Genomic DNA, 19,599 nt, shown 5'->3' on the forward strand with positions numbered 1-19,599 from the left:
GTACACGATTCAGTTCAACAGGCACGTTGTGCTTTGGCTGTTGGGAGGCTCTTTGCCGCGATTCTTCCTCTTGTGCAGCTATCTCATGAGCGCGTTATGGCGTTTCGGCAGTTTCAAAAAACACTCCCTATAATGAACTGACCAATGCAAGCATCTCTTTATCTGCCCAGAGCCATGCACCCCTTGCTGTCAGCGGTCGATGATTGAACCATTTGGCTGCAATCAGAGGATCAACCTCAAGTATGTTCGTGTAATCATCAAGAAAAAAATCAAATTCAAAGCGTGATTGATTCAGTGTTCCAAGCACTGACCGGTCAGTTGCCGTGTCAAACAGAGCAGGCCCCATAGCGAGTTCAACCCGCTTGAGAGTTGCTTCCGGCACACCCATAGCAATCAATGCTGCCAGATACAGTTCTTTATGAAACTTCCCAAGATTTTGGAACTGTTCTTTTTTCAGGCCTGCTTCGAAAAGCACAAAGCGGGTTGTATCGTGGCAGAACATGATGCATTGTCGCCGGTCAATAACATGCAGATGGGCATGCCAGCTACCGAGAGGATTTGCATCGGTTAGTGGCGTTGGCGACACTGAGGGCAGTTTGGCGGCAAGCGCCTTTGTGCAGTGGAATATCATTTGTTGATAGCGTCCTTAAGAACATTACTGGGCTTGAAGGTTATCACCTTGCGGGCCTCAATGGTAATAGCCTCGCCGGTCTGGGGGTTGCGACCTCTGCGGGCGTTTTTCTGTTTCGGCTCAAACACGCCAAAACCGGAAATCTTGATGGTCTCACCTGCCTCAAGTGATTCCTTCATAATGGCAAATACCGATTCCATCAGTGCAGCGGAATCTTTTTTGGACAGGCCGGTGGTGGTCTGGATCTTTTCTGCGATATCTGCTTTGGTCATTGTGATTGTATTCCCCTTCTTATTTCAGTTTCCATCACCAAGGAATTCCTGTGACGGCCAAAGAGCGGTGTCCTGCGGTAGAATGATACCCCTGCCGGATCCGGGGGGGGCACTGCTGCCACTGATGCAAGGTAGCGCAAATAGTTGCGAAATAGCCCGGTTCCCGCACAACCTCCTGATATCCCGGAACGGCTCCCACCCACTTGCCCAGTCGGCCGTTGCGTTCCTGGGTGAGATAAAGGGTCGGCAATCCCATAAGTGCCGGTCCGTCCATACCGGCGGTGGTCACGCCAATCTGGCCCACCAGGCCGTGATGCCATCTCAACTCTTCAAACAGGTGAAGCTGTGCTCGGCGCATGTCCGGTCCCTGGAAGAGCGGTTCTTTCCAGCACAGGGTCAGGTTGACTGCCCCTGGCGGAACAAGCTCTCGCGGAACATTATCGCCGAAAAAGATGGGTGATAACCCGGCATTCACTACCAGTTCAGAAAGCTGACGCAACTCATCGAAACAGGTATTGCGCTGGACATGGTGATCACCCGTTCGGACCCACAGCAGCACCTTCTGTTCCGGCGTCCCTCCCACTTTGGCATCGACCCATGCCCGTAAGGGAGCCGACGGCGATTCGTCACCCAGAAAAGCGGAGCGCAGGGTACCCTGTGCTTGTTGCGCGTCAGCTCGAAAAGCCTCGGCAATGATATGTGTCAGATGCTTGGGACTCGCTGGTCGAGACCGATAGGGGCGAAGGGCTCCGTCCAACCCGGCATCGAAAAGGAATCGTCTGGCCTGCAATTCGTGGGCAGCACCGGGTCTGATCTGGATGGAAAGGTCGGCAAACAGTGCCGCCGCAGCCAGGTACCAGCCTTCGCCAAACGAAAAGCCGGGATCGGCATGGAACGTATAGGCGAGGTTGCGTTCCTGGACGGTTTTTCTGGCAGACTTTGCGGCGACTTCAGCTCTGAGGGCCATCGCTCTCGCTTTGTCCGTATTCAGTCGTTGGGCAAAACCTGCGGCCGCCAGTGCAGCCTCTTCGGCAGTACTGGCAATCTGCTCTACTCGCTGCCAGCCGTCGTTGCAATCCTCCAGCGTGGGCGCCCGCTGAGCACCGCGAGAAAGCTGCCCGGCGCCGTAGCGCGCATCCTCTGCCCGAGCCGCGCAAGCCTGCACCAGCACCCAGTGCAGCAGCGCCGCCTCGCGGCTTTCCACCGCGTTGCCCAGCGCCTGTCCGGCCAGCAGCACAACCTGCTCCAGCCGAGAGCGATACGCATCGCGCACGCCGGGCAGATGCAGCGTTCCCTGCACTGCGCCGGCCTCGGCCAAAAGCGTGACGGCCTTTTGGGTAAGCTCCCCGCTCTCGTTTTCGTTATTAAGCAGCCTTGTCACAGTATCTTCTTTGTTCATGATTTCGCTGCGAGTGGTCCCGCAACACCGTAGTATACGGTCACATGACCTGGATTATAAATCAACATATCAGTGAGAATTGGTTATCAAGGGAGGAAATGACAGCATACTTTCGCGCAAAAACCGGGAAGTGTCCGTAGTTTTTTTCCTGTTTTTTTTTTTTTTACCCGCGCAATCATGCCGATGGAGTCAGCAAGAGGCATTCATTTCATCCTTCATAATTCATCCTTCAACCTTGCCTTTCAGGGGCGCGGGAGAGTGAGGAGAAGAGTTTAAGAAAGGGGGTTAGGTTGGTCATCGTTCTCTATCTACGACTTTTAAATCTGCCCAACACTTCCTCAATTTCTCGTAATTGTGGGTTGCGTGGATAGTCATTTCTTAAAACTCGAATCAAATCTGCAAGACTGCATTTTCCCCCGTTGGCTGCAACTCTCGCTGCATTGTGCCAACGAGAAAAGGCGGTACCCTTGCTTTCAAGTTCCTTTCTTTTCCCTCCAGCCCTCTCCCATACTTCATCAAGGGACTCAGGGGCCAGCTCACTGCCAATATCGGCTACCCCATCGATTAGCGCAGACTTGTAATCTGAGAAGCTGCCTTCCGTGTTCTGAGGAGAAGAGAGTATTTGAAGCAATCGGTCCCAAATCGGCAGCAATTCTTTGCAAACTTCCAATGACGGTGTTGCCTCCGGGTTTCTTTGTTTGATCTCTATTAGTTTCTTCGCTGCATTTCTCCAATTATGCCTTAGGATTACCTGTCCGATTTTGACTGCATTTTCTAGCCAATCAAGGCGAGAAAAATAATACATCCAATCAATCAATTCCTGTTCTCTAACGGGGACATTCCATGTAATGAGAGCCAATATTTCCTTTGTGGATGGCCTGCTAGATCGTAAAAGTTCGACAATCTTGTTTAGCAATGCAGGTTCAGGCTGAGCAATTGATTGACCGGACTTGATACGACTGATCAACTGGTTTGCTACAAGTGGAAGTAACTTGTTAGATTCATTTACAGTCAAATTAGTCCACAATTCTTTTCGCCGTGGGTGCTCTACTACTGCCTGTATCAAATAGGGTCCAACAGCTTCGATTAAGTTGTATGAATCATCTCCACTGATTACGACCTCAAGAAGTTTGTTGCCATGAATTTCAGGTTGTAAAGATTCAGGCCAGGCTTCTCCACAAAGTTGGATATGTGTTGCCCAGAGTAACCGACTAGAGGCTTTCGACACATCAATTAAACTCAGCAAGGTTGGCTTCTGCACGGTAAGCTGCGCTGCTAACCTACACAGGTCTGCGTCTTGCCCTGCAACGATAGTTTTCACCACAGCATCAGAAGGGAGGTTGTGAATCAAGTACTCAAAACCAGGGGATGCATCACCAATAAAGCCCTGCTGCTTTACGAAGGTGTCGGCAACAGAAAGCTTCGAGAAAACCAAACACCATGCATGTAGAACTGACCATTTCCGCTTTTGTGCCTGCTTGCGTATTTGGTTGAGTTGAGCCGGACTCCATTGTTCTCTATTGGCTATATTGATTAACGATCTTTCTATATCTTTATCGCTTTTGACAAAATCATTAATAATTACTTCTATATCAGGAATTGCCAACCACCTGATAGCAGCACACGACCATGTTTCATCAAGCGAATCCAAACCGCGCTGGATAACAGATTTAATGTTCGTCTGCCACCAAATTTGAGCTTTTCCAGGCTGTAACTTGGCAAGAAAGGTAATTGACTTCTCTGTTGACAACACTGGGACAATATCAACCAGTCGGCTGCGGAAGGCCTCTTCCAGAATTTTTGAATCCGGTACAGCTGACAAATCGATGTTGGCAAGCAATTCGACCTGATCGGAAGACAGCGATGGCAGATACGTTAACAGCTTTGAACAGGCAAATTTCTTGAATTTAACACCCACAGTATTGGTGGGCGCCATAACAATTAGGGTTCTTAACAAAGCAAGAGCATCGTTGAAATCATCTGCAATATTGAGCCGTTCAAGATTGTCAGCAACGCGAGCAGCTTGCTTGAGATGGGCCAAATTAGAATCGTTAGGTGGAATTTCCTTAAGAACTTCGGAAAGGATCAGGTCATGTTGGCCAGCCAGGAACTTTGCCGCTCGATTTAACTGGGCAGTCGCATAAGGGTTTGCCAATTCAATTCGCTCAAAAGGCTGTTGCCATTGTTGAGCCCGGCAAGCAGGTGTGCCAAAAATCCAGGGCAGATTGTTTGGTTCGCTACTTTGAGGCGGGTTTAACGCTAGACGAGCAGAAAAGTGCATTCTAGCAGTAGGCCAAAGCCGCCGCCAAACATCCGCAATAATTTGTGGCCAAATTTCGAGAGCATTACAGATGATCACAGCATGACCTTGAGCGGACAATATCGCTTCAGCCACTGCTATAAGATGTTCTTGCGGAGCGGGTGCCATTGTCTGCCCGCCAGCGATTTCAGTTAGGGCAGGGCTCAAATCTTCAACAGCTCCGATGTGTTCACGTCGCCACAAAGCTACTTCACTTCGAACCATGCCCGCTCGAGTTGCCGTCAAGTCTGGTATGGTCCACCAAATACACCACCATTCACCAACAGGACCACATCCGACCGAAGGCCACCAGATATCTCCAGGCGAGATGTCTCCAGGGGGGCGGTCTGTTAATCCTTCAAGTTCGCGAGGTAGGTTTACTTGAGGATCATTACATTTCAGTAGTCTATGGGAATTATCTTGTGCACCGTATGTGGCAAGGACATGCTTCATTATGCAATTCCATCTAACAGCCATTTGAGAGGTAAGCTTAGATCCTGGGTCCTATCCCCACCATGAGGCATGACTACCCAACCTTGATGTTCAGGGCCTTCGTCAATAAATACCTCTACACCACTGTTGTCAGTTAGTTCTTGCCCAAGGGAAGAAAGTCCCCAAATACTAACCTCATCTTTGTGCCAGTTGCTCCGAATGAAAGACGCGACCAATGGAAGCTTTCGTGCAAGCTCTTCGGCAGGTGTAGCTGTCGATTCACCCAACTCATCATAGCATGAGAGCAGAATTGCTAAACGGGGTCTTTCCAGAGGCTTCACAATTCCCAGCTTGGCTACATGAAGAAGTATCTGAAGTTTTTCTACCCAATAGGCGTTAGCATCCCATGTGCTGACTCTGCTAACAGAAGGCTCGCCGCAATGAGGGTGCTCGGCAAGCTTTTCCAAAGCATCTGGAAAAGTCACTTCTGCTTTCAAGCGAATCAGCAGAAGCCATCCTTTCGCTTTACATAGTCTTGCTTGCCAGGCCAAGTCGACAGAACGAGTCGAAATAACCTGCTTTAATTGTTCACCCCCGTAATCTGGCCAGCTTAAATCCATGGCTCTGCCGTTCTCATCTTGCAACGGCAAACAGACCTCCGACCAAGTGCCATGTGGTGTATGTGAGGCCGCATTGCCATTCTCAAGACATCTCAATACTTCCTGAAACGCCGAAAGATCAGCAGGTGCCCCACGTAAACGCAGTGTCCCAGGATTTCTTTGCAACCGACCATAAAGCTGCCCGGTATAGTGTGTTTTTCCGCTATTGGGACCACCGAGAAGTACGATCTCTGGTGTCAGCATTTTACACCTCTGAATGCCGAAAATGGCTGATGATGTAATACAGGTTCAAGAATTGGATTGCATCGTTTCTGCTCCCATACGCTATTTACAGCGCAGGAGAGTACTTCGGTTAACGACTCGGGATGACTAACTGTTGTTGTCAATTCTGTCGCGTGGGGAATTGCCTCTCTGAGAGCCCTTTGTATCGAATCCCTAATGCCAGGCGTTAACTCCGCTAACGGTTTTTTGTCGGTCTTCGTCCAAACAAGAACGACGGGCCGTGTCCCTACATACCCACCCAGCCTTTCAAGCAACTGGCGAAGATCAGTACGGGCCGATCCTCGCTCTGGTCCACTTAATCGATCACAATCAGCAATAACCAAAAAAGTGTCGGCATGTTCGACTGTCCATCGTGCACCTTCTGCCTCTGGCGCATTTTCGTTGATGGCCCATCGCGTAAACCATTCTCCTGGGGCATCGCTCAACAAAACATCGCGAAGGGATTGATCCTTGCGACGAAGTACAAGATGCAAAAGTCCAGGTGCTCTACTGGTGCCCCGAGGTGTATGCGGCGGAAAATGTGGCTTTCGTGCTGCATCATCAAAGCGTGACCAAGCTGCTAAAGCTTCCCATGCTCCAAGGGTCCAGGAACCACAAAACTCACCTTCAGCAATGGCACTACCACGTAGGCAGTTTAAATAGTTCCCCAACAACAGAGTGGTTTTTCCTGCATCATGAGCACCCAACACACCTACAAGGATTGAACGCCCACGAGGTAACAAGGTAATCAAGTCCGCCAAGCCCAAGGTAGAACCAGACCATGGAACACGCGCAGCCGATTCAATAGGTGTGGTTTGGCCTTCTTTTGTTTTTTTGTCAGCAACTCCAAAGCGGTAATGTTCGCACTCAGTCAAGTAGTCCAAATGACCATCAACACAACTCTCACCATCGTGGACGTAACAATTTGGATTCGAGCATCGCTTTGTCATTGCCCGGCTCCAGCCAACCTGACAGCTTGTTCCTGACGATAGATTGCCTGAGCAAGGCGTGGGAGGCTAATTGACACGCCTGGTTCCAGATTGGATCGCTGCAAAAGCTTTTTAGTATCCTTTTCTCCTTGTAGAACAGCTACTATTATATCTCGTATGCTTAAACGTCCTTCTTTTGGCGGCGATTCTAATGATTTTGCCCACGCTTCCGGCAATTCTGAAATTTTTCCAAGAATCGTATTGAGCAGTTCGCGAATCTTGTATGAATTTACAAACTCGGCTTCTGGCAATTTGGCGACAGCTTCAGAGAGGGCGTAAGTCACGCTAGCAGGTGTTGGTGCTTGAACCTCGTTCAGAAGATCGAAAGGCATGACCGCCCCTGCGAGGACAGGCGGTAGTTCTCGATAACTGCACAACAAGGAAGAGGAATATAGCGCTTCACACCACCAAAGTGTGTTTAGTCTCAAATGGTCAGCTTTCCTTTGTTCCTCGCTTTGCTTGACGGCATCTTGCAACCAGCTGCGTTGAGCACTTAAAAGCTCTTTGGCAGACTCAAGCTGGTGTGTTTCGTGTTGTTCTAGTTGTTTTATTAATCCATTTTGGCTCTTAGCAATTTCAGCCCTAACAAGATCTAAATGGTCAGCGAGCAATGCCGTCATTCGATCAGTAAATTCCCAAGACCAATGTTGCTGCTGATTTGACCAATAAGGGTTATTATTTTCAACAGTATTACCCTTGTAATTTTGGCCTGAAGCAGCCGCAACTCTATTCAAAAGCGTATCACGGTTTACCTTGGCAACTTTTGTTTCTTCATATTCAAGTTGTTGAATTTTCTTTGTTGCCGGAGCGCGTTTTGCCTCTGTGACATTAGGAACTATCAGTGAAACTGACTCCGAAATTTTTGACCACTCTGCCAGCATGCCTCTAACGACAGGTTCCTCTCGCCCCAAGCGTACCAAAGAAAGTGTATCCGTAGCGGTGTAAGACAGCACGATAGCGCTTAAACCGTCTGCGACCTGATTGCAGGCATCAAGTAAAATTGCGCGATAGATAAACATAGGCGGATCAGTATGGACAGAGAGCACTGAAGTCCAGACCTCGGCCAATGCGTCGGCAGCCATAATTATTGCCGGGTCGTCGGAGGGGATGTCAGGATCAAGACCTGCCAGCACGGCACGAATCATAAGCGGCGGCGACTCTTTAAGCTTTTGAGCAACGTTTTTCGCTGCTGATTCGATCTTTGCAAAACGCTCGTCATTGCCATCCAACTTTTCAATAAGACCTGCCTTGTTGAGACTTTTCAGTAGTTCTGACATCAATGACCTCCATTCCTTCAATATTATTGAGCATGTACCTGTATATATTTTTGGATGATTTTATTGTTCGGAAAATCAGCAAGTACTGACTGCAATAGCGCAAATGGAGTTACAATCGCGCCCTGGTCGCATCGTATCCATATCCTCTGCCACAAATCAACTGGTCTCGGATTGTTTTCAACATCTCGCCGCCTACCCCCTGCACGCTCCCAAAGAGCACGGGCATCTGCAGTGTCTGGATAGTTGTCTGCAAGCAGTTCAATCAGATCCATTGGCAGTGTTTGCCCACCTGAAGAGTAAACCGGCCCCTTCGTAGCATGCATAGCGAGAACAGGTATTTCATGCTGAGATGGCAATAAATGATTTGAGTTGCGCAGGAGTAAGATCAATGCTTCTGCAGAAGCACGTGCGGCAAATTTACGATACCGATCATCCTTGAATTTATCGCCAAAATCTGAAACTCCTTTTGCAATAATTGCCGGAATTTTATGTGCTTCGGCAAGCGCTGCCAAGCCGCTAGCCTCCATTTCTACCCCTAATACCTTCCTCATCGACACAGAAAGCTTTGGAAAAAGTTGATCGTCCACCTTTACTGCGGCTCCAGTTGCTATCGGAGCTACATGGATTTGGAAATTAGCCGGTTGCGGTAGTTGTGTCGGAAACCGACTACACAAATCTTCAATATAGGATTTTCCTTGATCAGTTAGAGTTAGCGGCTCCGTAATCCATTTTTTTTGCGTGAGGTGCTCCAGAACCTTTGACCAATTCGGGCATTGACTTTCGAAATCCGCTTGCGCCTTAGGATCAATGCAATTCAGTAAACATTTCAATACCCAGTTTTCTTGGCATTCATACGTAAGTCGTGGGCGTTCCTCCATCCAAGAGGGCGTACCCGCAAACTTCACAGCTTGCATCTGCTGAACCCACACTTCTGAAGGTCGATACTGGAGCATGTCATATTCAAAAGTTTCATGCCCCGATTCCACTCTCGATTTACCGGAATCATACGACCATAACCGCTCTCCGAAAATGACATCTCCCAACGCAACCTCTCCACGACGCCCAGCGCATATACCACTCATTGCAAGGCACTTCACCGAAGAACTACAGATTATACTACTAGCAACAGCTTGCGTTTGTTCCCGCCCCATATAGCCAGCGTAGGTGGCACGTATGCTTATCGGAACTCCACTGTTTGTAGCAAACTGAGCATCGGCAACGATTCGCCCTGAGAGATCGGGGGCCATCCTCCACCCAGGAGCAATAATCCCATCACGAACAGAAAGAACCTCATCAAATTCATCTTTTAATGCACACAACAGTAGAATATCAATTGGCTGAGATTGCGATGAATGACTTTTGGATTGATCTATAGAACTCGAAACAATTAGTTTAGCAGGTATTGTAGAAGCAGGTAAATCATCAACTAATCTCCGTGATTCTGCTGCAACTCCATCAATCGTAATTCTTGCCTTTACAACTTGTTCTGAAGTCCAATTCATAGGGTCACTCCAATACTCTGCTTTCATTCGTAGTCGTCGAGCAAGATCGTCATCTATTGTTGAAATTGCTAATGAAGCATCGGACCATAGAGCCACCAATTTCGGATTTGGTCGATTGAGTTTTGTATCTTCTCCCCGAGCAGATGCGAGATACATCCTTGTTTCATCAACTGCCTGCCAGACTTTTCTAATTGCTTCAGGCTGTGTAGGTTCTTGAGGCATCCCAGCAATTGGCAGTGCTTGCAATAGCTTCATAATTTCAGGCAAGACTTGATCGATTGACGAAATAAATTCCATGCTTAACTTACAACCTCCTATTTCCAGGTTCTTTATAAACTTTCGATTAATGGCAAGCTAAACTTCTATCTACCCCTTCTATTATCCTCAAGCATCTCCACCGACATCGCATACCTGAGCCGCCAAGCCATCTTGATCGGCCGCTCGCGCTCGTAGTTCATGCTATCCACCGGGCAAAAAAACAGAACACTCCCCGGTTTTCGTAGCATTTCCACCACGAATCAGGCTCATATCCCATGAGCGTTTAGCTTTGTCGAGATGGTCAGTCATCAAATGATTTCCTGAAAATAAATACTCAACCCCTGTTAAACTCCTCCTTAAATCCCCTGACACCATCAAGAATCTGATCGAACGAATCATCGATCCTGCTTCAGCTTTTTAGTCACATTCGTTGAAGTCAGCACCCGCATCTGGCGGATGGCGATTTCGTTCAGACGCCGAAGCCGTTCGCCCTGCGTCAGCCCCATGTGGATCAGTTCCGCATTCATACTCTCAATATTGGCCAGAACCAGAAGCTGTTCGACGGTCGCGTGGTCACGCATATTGCCCTCAGCCTGTGGATTGCCATCACGCCACTCGCGGGCGGTTTCGCCGAACAGGGCGACATTCAGCAGATCGGCTTCATTGGCATAGGTGACAGCGGCCTGGGCGGCGGTAACTTCATCCGGGATAAGATGCAGCTTGATGGCATCGGTGTGAATACGATAGTTGAGTTTGGAAAGGGTGCGGTTCAGATTCCAGGCCAGCGACAGCCGCCGGTTTTCATCGTCTTTGAGGCGCTGGAACTCCTTGATCAGATAAAGCTTGAACTCAACCGATATCCAGGAGGCAAATTCAAAGGCGATATCCTTGTGTGCGAAGGTACCGCCGTACCTCCCTGACCGGGAGACCATTCCTATGGCATTGGTTGCATCAATCCATTGGCGCGGCGTCAGGACGAAGCTGTTGAGCCCGGCTCTGTTTTTAAACCCCTCGAATTCGATGGGTTTAAAAACAGGATTATTCAATTGTTCCCATATGCCAAGAAATTCTACGGTATTGCGGTTTCTCATCCAGTTCTGAATGACGATATCCGATCGATCCGGTTCTTTGTGTTTGGCGATGTCTGTCAGAGAAATATAGTCATCATCGGATCGATGCTGAACGGTAACGACCGTTCCCTGCACCTCAATCGTGTTTCGTTTTGCCATTGTCACTCCTTGTTGCCGACAATGTATATCAGGCAGAAAATTTCGTAATGTCGCCCGTCTAAGGAATTGGGAAAATCAGGACACTCCCCGATTTTCGTAGCATTTCTACCACGGATCAGGTTCATGTTCCATCAGTAAAAAGACAGGACACTCCCGGATTTTCGCAGCATTTCCACCACAAAACCGGCTCATGGAATCTGTGGGGTCAGGCTTCAAGGTTGATACGTTGTAGTTTCAATCCTGGCACGTTGGAAGACCCCATTGCTACTTAAGGCACTCGGCAGTAAATAAACATATCATCTTGCATCTCATCTTCGTGCCATATTTCGCTGCGCCTCAATCACAAAATCCTCAACGTAGAACAACTACGTCTGCGGTTTTGCTCAATCGGCACAGCAAAATCTGACATAAATCTGAGCGCCATCTGGCACATTTATTTACTGCCGAGTGCCTAAAAGGCGCGGCTGGATAGTGCCGCCGTATGCAATAAGGGCTACAGCAGGGCCTGCAATTTTCAGTTTCAGGTAAGTAAATAAAGTGAAGCCTCACCAGACATTAGATCTGATGAGGCTTCATTGCAGCGGGGGCCGGGAGGCTGGCTTAGTTAGGCAGCGACGGCAGCTCAATCCCCGCCATTTTCTGCACCATCCGCACTACCTGACAGCTGTAACCAAACTCATTATCGTACCAGACATACAGCACGCAGCGGTTACCCTGGACAATGGTGGCCAGGGAGTCAACCACGCCGGCATGGCGTGAGCCGACAAAGTCGCTGGAGACCACTTCCGGTGACACCACGTAATCAATCTGGTTCTGCAGCGGTGAGTTGAGGGCGGTATCCCGCAGGAAGCTGTTCAGCTCCTTGACGTTGGTTTCCTGTCCCAGCCCCAGATTCAGGATCGCCAGGGAGACGTTGGGGGTTGGCACCCGGATGGCATTGCCGGTCAGCTTGCCAGCCAGATCAGGGATGACTTTGGCAACGGCTTTGGCAGCGCCGGTCTCGGTAATAACCATGTTCAGCGGGGCACTGCGGCCACGGCGTGAACCTTTGTGGTAGTTGTCGATCAGGTTCTGGTCATTGGTGTAGGAGTGGCAGGTCTCCACATGGCCGTGCTGGATGGTGAAACGGTCATGGATCGCCTTCAGCACCGGCACAATGGCGTTGGTGGTACAGCTGGCAGCGGAGAAGATGGTTTCGTTCTCAACGATCAGTTCGTTGTTGACCCCGGCCACCACGTTGGGGATATCACCCTTGCCCGGTGCGGTCAGGATTACCTTGCTGATCCCCTTGGCTTGCAGGTGGCGGCCCAGTCCTTCGCGGTCGCGCCATTTGCCGGTGTTGTCGATCAGGATGGCGTTGTTGATGCCATAGGCGGTGTAGTCTACATTTTCCGGGGCATCGGCGTAGATGATCCTGATCATGTTGCCGTTAGCGATGATGGCGTTTTCTTCCTCATCCACGGTGATGATGCCGCTGAACTGGCCGTGGATCGAGTCACGACGCAGTAGGCTGGCACGCTTGAGCAGGTCGTCGGCACTGCCTTTACGCACTACCGCTGCCCGCAGGCGCAGCTTCTCGCCGCTGCCTGATTTTTCAACCAGCAGTCGGGCCAGCAGACGGCCGATCCGACCAAAGCCGTACAGTACAATATCCTGTGGCTCATCCAGCAGGGTGTGGCGTCCGGTGTTGACCGTTGCCAGTTCGCCCCGGAGGTAGTCACTGACACTGGTGGTTGCCTGTTGGTTACCAAAACCAACGGCAAGCTTACCGATATCGATCCGGGCCGGGGCCAGATCAAGCTGGCAGATGGCCTCGACAATCGGCAGGGTTTTAAGTGCTGACAGCTCTTCATCAATGATCAGACGGGCAAAGCGGTGGGCCTTGAGAATATCGATGGTGGTGCTGTGTACCAGTGAACGGCCATAGACCGTGCAGACAATGTTCCGTTCGCGGTAGAGCTGGCCAACCAGGGGCAGCATCTGCTCTGCTGCCTCTTCCAGTCCTTGCCATTCCTTCAGGTGATCTTCCTGTTTGCTTTTCATACCGTTGTTCCCCTCGGATAAAATAAAAACTCGTAATCATCTGCCGAGTAGCGGCATCTGTCAAGAGTCAGTCACATTTTTGCAGCAAGCGTTACCGTTCCTGAATGACCTGTCCCTGGCTGACAAAGGAGATCCCCTGGCCTGAGGTGGCGCCGATCATGACCGCCTCAATGACCGGTGCGCTGATGGGACGCTGAGATTCCCAGCGGACAATGAACTTGGGGGCAAAACCGCCGCTGGTGTCTTTTTCTTCAAGGTGGATATAGCTGGAGGTAAGTGGTGTCAGGCCAAGGGGGGAGGGGGCGTAGCGGCGGATCAGCCTGCCGCTGTGGTCATAGTAGTCAATGGCGGTCACCACCATGCCATCTCTGGGATCAGTATTTCTCAGGGTCAGGGTAATGGCCAGATTATAGGGGTTGGCCCGTGGCCCGGTAAAGACATGGGAGTAGGCCGGGACATAGACGGTCTGCCCCCGTGAGCGTTGAGGTTCTGCGGACCAACAGAGTGCTGGTAGGAGCGAAAGGCAAAAAAGAGCGGCGGCAAGGGTGGTTCGTGACCGGTTGAACAGCGTCATGGCAGCCTCCTGATGAAGTCGGAATAGGGGTAGTTTACAGAGGAATGGCCAGCAGGGCAATCAATGTCAGCAGGGTGTAGAGGATGTAGAGGTGCAGATGGCCATGCTGCAGGTGACGCAGCGGGGTCAGTTTTTGATTGGCCCAGTCCAGAAACGGCAGATAGACCTGCTCCAGTACTGCCTCAGGTACATGGCTTGCAAAACGGGTGGATGACGGGAATGAACCGCTGATCTCTGGCTGGTGGGTATGGGGGCGCAAGATGCCGGCAAACAGCTTGGTCAACATCTCTGCAAAGGATGATGAGCTGTACTGCATCCTGCTGGTGGGTGCCAGGTAGCCGCAGCCCCAGGTCTCGCTGGTTGGATCACTGCTGCGGCGCTGGCTGATCCGGTAAAAAAGAGCAATAGCAACAAGCAGGGCAAGCCCCAGCAGGGTAACCCAGCCCAGTGGCGCAGCAACGGCCAGCCGCAGGTCTGATGCTGCCAGGTTGGGATACCAGGCCGTAACGGCACGGTCCAGCAGTGGCGCAACCAGGGCGGGCAGCAGGCCGATGGTGGTGCAGACCAGCGCCAGCAGTGCCATGGGGATCTTCATGCTACTACCGGCTTCGTGGGCCAGGGCAGCTTGATCAGTCCGGGCAGTCCCCAGAAAGACCACGCCAAAGACCTTGACAAAACAGGCCACCGCCAACCCGCCCACCAGCGCCAGAAACGGTGCTGCCAGGGCAACTGCTGCCGCACCGCTGCCCTGCATGGCGCCATTAAACAGGCCCAGATAGATCAACAGTTCACTGACAAAACCGTTCAAGGGTGGCAGGCCGCAGATCGCCACGGCACCCACCAGAAAGAAGAAGGCGGTCCAGGGCATCCGGCGCAACAGCCCGCCCATCCGGTCAATCTCCCGGGTGCCGATGGCATGGATGATTGATCCGGCCCCCAGAAACAGCAGTGATTTGAACAGGGCATGGTTGATCACATGCAGCAGCGCGCCGCCCATGCCCAACAGGATCAGCAGGCTGGATCCGTTATGGGCGCCGATCAGGGCCACACCGATGCCGATGTAGATGATGCCGATGTTTTCAATGCTGTGGTAGGCCAGCAACCGCTTCAGGTCATGCTGACCAATGGCAAAGGCCACGCCGACCACACCGGAGATCACCCCCAGGGCCAGGACCGTAATCCCCCACCAGAGCGGAATATTGGTGAAGCAGGAGAGGGTGCGGACCAGGCCGTAGATGCCGATCTTAAGGATGACCCCGGACATGATGGCTGAGATATGGCTGGGTGCATTGGCATGGGCAGAGGGGAGCCAGATATGCAGCGGCATGATACCGGCCTTGAGGCCAAAGCCCAGCAGGGCCAGCAGCAGTACTGCTGTTGCAAAGGGGGCGCTGCCATCAAGACTGGCAGCCTGGGGCAGCAGAAAACTGCCGGTCTGTGCTGCCAGCAGGGAAAACAGGCCAAACAGCGACAGGGTGCCGGTGTGGGTGCAGATCATGTAGAGACTGCCTGCTGTGCGCACCTCTTCATCATCATCATTGGTGGTCAGTACAAAATAGGCGGCCAGGGCCATGATCTCCCAGCCGATCAGGAACAGCCCCGCGGAACGGGCGATCAGCACCCAGAGCAGCGCTGCCACCAGTAGTCCGAAGAAAAAGGTGATTTTACGGGTGGTGCGGGGGTGGTGGTCAGCGGGCCAGTAGCCCAGGCTGTAGATGCTGCAACTGCAGGCAACCATCAGAATCGGGATCACAAACAGGGCTGAAAGGGGATCAAGGGCCAGGATATGCGGGCCAAAGGGGAGTGACAGGGTCACAAGGTAGCTGGTGCTGTTGCCGGTAAGCAGGCTGCTGAGTGCTGCGCCAAGCCCAAGGATAGTGGCAACGGCAATCAGGAAGACGCTCAGGCGCTGGGCAGGGACAGGGGGAAGCAGTTTCAATAACGCAGGCAGGCCGGACAGGGCGGCAAGCAGCACCGCACCGATCAGCAGCAAGGTTGGATCAACTCCCCAGGTCCCGTAGCTCATGGGCTTGCCTTTCCGATGTCATTTTCAATCTGACGCAGGGTGGACAGAATCAGCTCTGATTGGCAGGGCGTCTTTAAGACCTGACGCAGCCTGTCATCACGCAAGGCATAGGCCAGCTTTGAAAGCAGGTGCAGATGGGTACGGACGGTGGGGCTGGTGATGGTGAACAGGGTCTGCACCGGCTTGCCATCCAGCGCGCCAAAATCCACCGGCTGGGCTAGAAAGCAGAGCGATACCTTGGGCACCGGCAGTCGCAGCAGCAGCGGGTTACGGACATGGGGGATGGCGATGCCGTCACCCACCGCGGTGGTGCCCATCGCCTCCCGGGCCAGCAGCACCTGCAGTACAAAATCAGGATCAAGTTCTTCCGGCAGGTTAAGCAGGTCCACCACCTGCTGCAGTACTGACTGGACATCGCTGCCGGTCACATTGCAGTGAATCCCGCCTGCCTCAAGGGCCTGACTTAACAGTGGTAAGGGGCGGGTGTCATCAGAGTTATCAAGCTCAAAAATGGTTGGATCAACTTTGATCCCCCGTTCGGTGGCCCACTCCAGCAGATCAACCCGGTTGATATGGTAATCCCCCCGGATCTGCTCGGCAGGCAGTTTATCGTTTTTGATCCAGCGCAGGACGGTTTTTTCATCCACATGCAGGGCCTGGGCTGCGTCTGCTGCTTTTAGCTGCATAACGGTGGTGCCTTTCATGGTGTGTAGTAACGCTGTTTCTGTGGTAACTAAGCCTAATATGCTGCATCTGGCAAAAAAATATACCATGTTATTGGGGTCTGTGGTATAGAAAAACGGTATTTGCTAAAACGCTGTCTCTGTATTAACTAGTCCAGCGCTATTTCTCAATTAATGGAACTGTTTTGCTATGGTCTTTGTCTGGAACATAGACGTTGATCCGGTCGGCAGCCTGTTGTGGGCAATTACACTGATCGGATTGAGCGGCCTGCCCGGCCTGCTGCTGAAGCGGCCCGGACCAGGTCAGATCCTGTCGGTTGGTATCACCGCCTGCGCCGCCCTGTGGGGAATGGTGGGGGCGCTACGGATTCTTGGTGGTGCTCCTGCCACCCGCTATCAGCTTGATTGGCCACTTCCCTTCGGCCCCTGCGAACTCTCGGTTGACCCTCTCTCTGCACTCTTTCTGCTTCCTCTGTTATTAGCTGCGCTCTGTTGCTCCCTCTATGGCCTTGCCTATCTGCCTGCTGCCAGTCAGCCTGCTGTTGAAAAACGGGTTACCCTGTTTTCCGGTCTGCTGCTGGCCTCCATGGCACTGGTGCTGGTGGCCCGTCATGGCGTGCTGTTGCTGGTGGCCTGGGAGATTATGGCCCTTTCCTCCTGGCTGTTGCTGATGACTGATCAGCAGAGCCTGCAGGTGCAACGGGCCGGCACCGTCTACCTGCTGGCCACCCATACCGGCACCATGGCCCTGTTTGTGTTGTTTTCTCTGGTTAAGGGAGAAACCGGTTCTTTTGCATTTCCCCCGGCCCACAGTCTGGCTCTGGGTGCTACCGTGACCCTGGTAATGCTGGTGGCTGCCCTGATCGGGTTTGGCGCCAAGGCAGGCATCATGCCGCTGCATATCTGGCTGCCCGGCGCCCATGCCAATGCCCCCAGCCATGTCTCGGCCCTGATGTCAGGCATCATGCTCAAGGTGGGGATCTACGGTATCATCAGGACGGTTTCATTCTTTCAGCAGCTGCCGGTCTGGTTTGGCTGGCTGCTGTTACTGCTGGGGGCGGTCTCGGCTATTACCGGCATTGCACTGGCTTCAGCGCAGCGGGATCTGAAACGTCTGCTGGCCTGCAGCAGTATTGAAAACATCGGCATTATCTGTATCGGACTGGGTATGGCGCTGGTGGGGCTGCAGTCCGGTAATCGGGTGCTGGCTGTGCTGGGGCTGGCTGGCGCTTGTATCCATATCATCAACCACGCCCTGTTTAAACCACTGCTGTTTCTGGGCAGCGGAGCGATCATCCATGCCACGGGTACCCGTCAGATTGACCGGATGGGCGGGCTTTCCCGTGTCCTGCCCCGCACCGCCCCGCTGTTTCTGGTGGGCTCCCTTGCCATCTGTGGTCTGCCCCCCTTAAACGGTTTTGTTGGTGAACTGTTTCTCTACTTTGGCGCCTTTTCAGACGGTATGCTTGCAGAGCTGCCGGTGATCGGTTTTGTGGCGCCAATTCTGGCCCTGGTGGGCGGGTTGGCGGTGATTACCTTTGTGAAGCTGTATGGGGCGATTTTCCTTGGCGTGGCCCGTGATCCTGCAATAAAACAGGGCCATGAAGCGCCGCTTGCCATGCTGCTGCCGATGGGGCTTTTGGCCGGCCTCTGTCTGCTGGCCGGGATCGGCGCGCCATTGTTGTTGCAGTTGGTGGCGCCGGTGGTGATTCAGTACGCAGGTGTATCCCCCCTGCTGTTTACCCAGATTGCCGGTGCCGTGCCGTTGCAGCAGATAGCCCTGGTAAACGGTCTGCTGCTGGCCGGGATACTGGTGGTCTGGCTGATCTGGTGTTTTCTGGTGCAGCGGGCTCCGGTTGCCGCATCCAGTACCTGGGGCTGTGGCTATCTGGCGCCAACCCCCCGGATGCAGTACACCGGCAGTGCCTTTTCTGAACTGGTTACCGGTCTGATCAGTGGTCTGGTTGGATCACAGGGGCGGGTATCAGGGCTGAGCGGTGCCTTCCCGGCTTCAACCCGTTTTGTTACGGTCACCACAGAGCGGATCCTGGACCAGATGATCATTCCTTCCCTGCGCGGGGTTGATTGGTGTCTGGCCTGGTTGCGGCACCTGCAGCACGGCCATCTGCACCTCTACATTCTGTATATCTTTGCCACCCTGTTTGTCCTGATGGTCTGGAGTCAGCCATGATGATGAGCATCCTGTTTCACATTCTGTTGTTGCTGCTGATGCCGCCGCTGCTTTTGGGGGTGATCAACAAGACCAAGGCTGCCTTTGCAGGCCGTCTGGGTGCCCCGTATTTTCAGCCCTACTACGATCTGGCCAAGCTGTTTCGCAAAGGATCGGTCTTTAGCAGTACCACCACCTGGATTTTCCGGGCCGGGCCGGTGGTGACCCTGGCTGCAACGCTGGTGGCCGCGCTGCTGGTGCCGTTGGGCAACCATCCGGCTATTATCTCCTTTAACGGTGATATGATCCTGTTTGCCTATCTGTTCGGTCTGGCCCGATTCTTTACCACCAGTGCTGCCCTTGATACCGGATCACCCTTTGAAGGGATGGGGGCGGCCCGTGAAGTGACCTTTGCCTGTCTGGTGGAGCCGACCCTGTTTTTTATCCTGATCACCCTGGCCAGGATGAGCAAGTCCCTTTCCCTGACGCCGATGCTGATCTACCCTTCGCCAGCGGTCTGGCAGGATGCCGGGGCTGCCATGCTGTTGCTGGTGGGGGCGCTGTTTGTTGCGCTGTTGGCTGAAAACTGCCGGATACCGTTTGATGATCCCAACACCCACCTGGAACTGACCATGATCCATGAGGTGATGGTGCTGGATCACAGCGGTCCGGCCTTTGGCCTGATCCTGTACGGCGCTGCTCTGAAGCTGTTTGTGCTGGGGGCGGTGTTTGTGAATCTGGCGTTGCCGTTTAAAAGCGGCAATTTGCTGATTGACTGGATTGCCTTTGTGGCAGCCATGCTGCTTCTGGCGGTGCTGATCGGTGTGGTGGAATCGGTTATGGCCCGTTTACGGCTGATCAGGATTCCGCAACTGCTGGTGGCAGCCACCATCCTTTCCGCTTTTGCCATGTTGCTGATAGTGAGGTGATGCAG

16 protein-coding genes are annotated in these 19,599 nt (G+C 52.5%); 2 read left to right on the plus strand and 14 right to left on the minus strand.

Features of this window, described 5'->3' with window-relative positions; translation table 11 throughout:
• Nucleotides 1-127: 127 nt before the first annotated feature.
• From B5D39_RS04115 to B5D39_RS04175, 14 genes are all read right to left on the minus strand, one after another.
• Nucleotides 128-631: a DUF6933 domain-containing protein gene (locus B5D39_RS04115; protein WP_078789130.1), complete on the minus strand. Its 504-nt coding sequence runs from the start codon at nt 629-631 to the stop codon at nt 128-130.
• A complete protein-coding gene (locus B5D39_RS04120; RefSeq protein WP_078789131.1) occupies nt 628-903 on the minus strand; it encodes an integration host factor subunit alpha in 276 nt (91 codons plus the stop codon). Before B5D39_RS04120 ends, B5D39_RS04115 begins: the two co-directional genes overlap by 4 nt.
• A 34-nt stretch (nt 904-937) precedes the next feature.
• Nucleotides 938-2,302 carry a hypothetical protein gene (locus B5D39_RS04125; RefSeq protein ID WP_244161352.1) on the minus strand — a complete coding sequence of 455 codons (1,365 nt, stop codon included), beginning with the start codon at nt 2,300-2,302 and terminating at the stop codon, nt 938-940.
• A gap of 304 nt (nt 2,303-2,606) precedes the next feature.
• On the minus strand, nt 2,607-5,054 hold the full coding sequence (locus B5D39_RS04130; protein WP_078789132.1) for a GAP1-N1 domain-containing protein: 2,448 nt from the start codon (nt 5,052-5,054) through the stop codon (nt 2,607-2,609).
• Nucleotides 5,054-5,896, minus strand: coding sequence for a TRAFAC clade GTPase domain-containing protein (locus B5D39_RS04135; protein ID WP_078789133.1), 843 nt, complete (start codon nt 5,894-5,896; stop codon nt 5,054-5,056). The genes B5D39_RS04130 and B5D39_RS04135 overlap by 1 nt, the downstream gene beginning before the upstream one ends.
• The gene (locus B5D39_RS04140) at nt 5,890-6,864 is read right to left on the minus strand and encodes a TRAFAC clade GTPase domain-containing protein (RefSeq protein ID WP_078789134.1); all 975 of its coding nucleotides are present in this window, start codon (nt 6,862-6,864) and stop codon (nt 5,890-5,892) included. The genes B5D39_RS04135 and B5D39_RS04140 overlap by 7 nt, the downstream gene beginning before the upstream one ends.
• Nucleotides 6,861-8,180, minus strand: coding sequence for a GTPase-associated system all-helical protein GASH (locus B5D39_RS04145; RefSeq protein ID WP_078789135.1), 1,320 nt, complete (start codon nt 8,178-8,180; stop codon nt 6,861-6,863). Before B5D39_RS04145 ends, B5D39_RS04140 begins: the two co-directional genes overlap by 4 nt.
• Before the next feature lie 23 nt (nt 8,181-8,203).
• Nucleotides 8,204-9,979, minus strand: coding sequence for a phosphorylase family protein (locus B5D39_RS04150; protein ID WP_078789136.1), 1,776 nt, complete (start codon nt 9,977-9,979; stop codon nt 8,204-8,206).
• 162 nt (nt 9,980-10,141) lie between these two features.
• The gene (locus B5D39_RS16690) at nt 10,142-10,339 is read right to left on the minus strand and encodes a hypothetical protein (RefSeq protein WP_139366667.1); all 198 of its coding nucleotides are present in this window, start codon (nt 10,337-10,339) and stop codon (nt 10,142-10,144) included.
• Nucleotides 10,336-11,169, minus strand: coding sequence for a KilA-N domain-containing protein (locus tag B5D39_RS04155; protein WP_078789137.1), 834 nt, complete (start codon nt 11,167-11,169; stop codon nt 10,336-10,338). The genes B5D39_RS16690 and B5D39_RS04155 overlap by 4 nt, the downstream gene beginning before the upstream one ends.
• Before the next feature lie 600 nt (nt 11,170-11,769).
• The gene (locus tag B5D39_RS04160) at nt 11,770-13,212 is read right to left on the minus strand and encodes a glyceraldehyde-3-phosphate dehydrogenase (protein ID WP_078789138.1); all 1,443 of its coding nucleotides are present in this window, start codon (nt 13,210-13,212) and stop codon (nt 11,770-11,772) included.
• Nucleotides 13,213-13,303: 91 nt separating this feature from the next.
• Nucleotides 13,304-13,786 carry a DUF3124 domain-containing protein gene (locus B5D39_RS04165; RefSeq protein ID WP_078789139.1) on the minus strand — a complete coding sequence of 161 codons (483 nt, stop codon included), beginning with the start codon at nt 13,784-13,786 and terminating at the stop codon, nt 13,304-13,306.
• A gap of 34 nt (nt 13,787-13,820) precedes the next feature.
• Nucleotides 13,821-15,812 (minus strand): proton-conducting transporter transmembrane domain-containing protein, encoded by a 1,992-nt coding sequence (locus tag B5D39_RS04170; RefSeq protein WP_078789140.1) that lies wholly within the window; start codon nt 15,810-15,812, stop codon nt 13,821-13,823.
• Nucleotides 15,809-16,498, minus strand: a complete 690-nt coding sequence (locus tag B5D39_RS04175) for a PTS sugar transporter subunit IIA (protein WP_078789160.1) — start codon at nt 16,496-16,498, stop codon at nt 15,809-15,811. Before B5D39_RS04175 ends, B5D39_RS04170 begins: the two co-directional genes overlap by 4 nt.
• A gap of 187 nt (nt 16,499-16,685) precedes the next feature.
• Here B5D39_RS04175 and B5D39_RS04180 point away from each other — a divergent pair, with 187 nt between their 5' ends.
• Nucleotides 16,686-18,686 (plus strand): proton-conducting transporter transmembrane domain-containing protein, encoded by a 2,001-nt coding sequence (locus B5D39_RS04180; protein WP_078789141.1) that lies wholly within the window; start codon nt 16,686-16,688, stop codon nt 18,684-18,686.
• On the plus strand, nt 18,686-19,594 hold the full coding sequence (locus tag B5D39_RS04185) for a respiratory chain complex I subunit 1 family protein (RefSeq protein WP_078789161.1): 909 nt from the start codon (nt 18,686-18,688) through the stop codon (nt 19,592-19,594). The genes B5D39_RS04180 and B5D39_RS04185 overlap by 1 nt, the downstream gene beginning before the upstream one ends.
• The last annotated feature ends 5 nt before the right edge of the window (nt 19,595-19,599 follow it).

The organism is Trichlorobacter thiogenes (assembly GCF_900167465.1).
In the GTDB taxonomy this organism is placed as follows: Bacteria; Desulfobacterota; Desulfuromonadia; order Geobacterales; family Pseudopelobacteraceae; genus Trichlorobacter; species Trichlorobacter thiogenes.

Excerpts from the sequence above, each read along its gene's own strand:
- B5D39_RS04115 (WP_078789130.1), bottom strand. The coding sequence starts at position 631 with ATGATATTCCACTGCACAAAGGCGCTTGCCGCCAAACTGCCCTCAGTG.
- B5D39_RS04120 (WP_078789131.1), bottom strand. The coding sequence starts at position 903 with ATGACCAAAGCAGATATCGCAGAAAAGATCCAGACCACCACCGGCCTG.
- B5D39_RS04125 (WP_244161352.1), bottom strand. The coding sequence starts at position 2,302 with ATGAACAAAGAAGATACTGTGACAAGGCTGCTTAATAACGAAAACGAG.
- B5D39_RS04130 (WP_078789132.1), bottom strand. The coding sequence starts at position 5,054 with ATGAAGCATGTCCTTGCCACATACGGTGCACAAGATAATTCCCATAGA.
- B5D39_RS04135 (WP_078789133.1), bottom strand. The coding sequence starts at position 5,896 with ATGCTGACACCAGAGATCGTACTTCTCGGTGGTCCCAATAGCGGAAAA.
- B5D39_RS04140 (WP_078789134.1), bottom strand. The coding sequence starts at position 6,864 with ATGACAAAGCGATGCTCGAATCCAAATTGTTACGTCCACGATGGTGAG.
- B5D39_RS04145 (WP_078789135.1), bottom strand. The coding sequence starts at position 8,180 with ATGTCAGAACTACTGAAAAGTCTCAACAAGGCAGGTCTTATTGAAAAG.
- B5D39_RS04150 (WP_078789136.1), bottom strand. The coding sequence starts at position 9,979 with ATGGAATTTATTTCGTCAATCGATCAAGTCTTGCCTGAAATTATGAAG.
- B5D39_RS16690 (WP_139366667.1), bottom strand. The coding sequence starts at position 10,339 with ATGATTCGTTCGATCAGATTCTTGATGGTGTCAGGGGATTTAAGGAGG.
- B5D39_RS04155 (WP_078789137.1), bottom strand. The coding sequence starts at position 11,169 with ATGGCAAAACGAAACACGATTGAGGTGCAGGGAACGGTCGTTACCGTT.
- B5D39_RS04160 (WP_078789138.1), bottom strand. The coding sequence starts at position 13,212 with ATGAAAAGCAAACAGGAAGATCACCTGAAGGAATGGCAAGGACTGGAA.
- B5D39_RS04165 (WP_078789139.1), bottom strand. The coding sequence starts at position 13,786 with ATGACGCTGTTCAACCGGTCACGAACCACCCTTGCCGCCGCTCTTTTT.
- B5D39_RS04170 (WP_078789140.1), bottom strand. The coding sequence starts at position 15,812 with ATGAGCTACGGGACCTGGGGAGTTGATCCAACCTTGCTGCTGATCGGT.
- B5D39_RS04175 (WP_078789160.1), bottom strand. The coding sequence starts at position 16,498 with ATGCAGCTAAAAGCAGCAGACGCAGCCCAGGCCCTGCATGTGGATGAA.
- B5D39_RS04180 (WP_078789141.1), top strand. The coding sequence starts at position 16,686 with ATGGTCTTTGTCTGGAACATAGACGTTGATCCGGTCGGCAGCCTGTTG.
- B5D39_RS04185 (WP_078789161.1), top strand. The coding sequence starts at position 18,686 with ATGATGAGCATCCTGTTTCACATTCTGTTGTTGCTGCTGATGCCGCCG.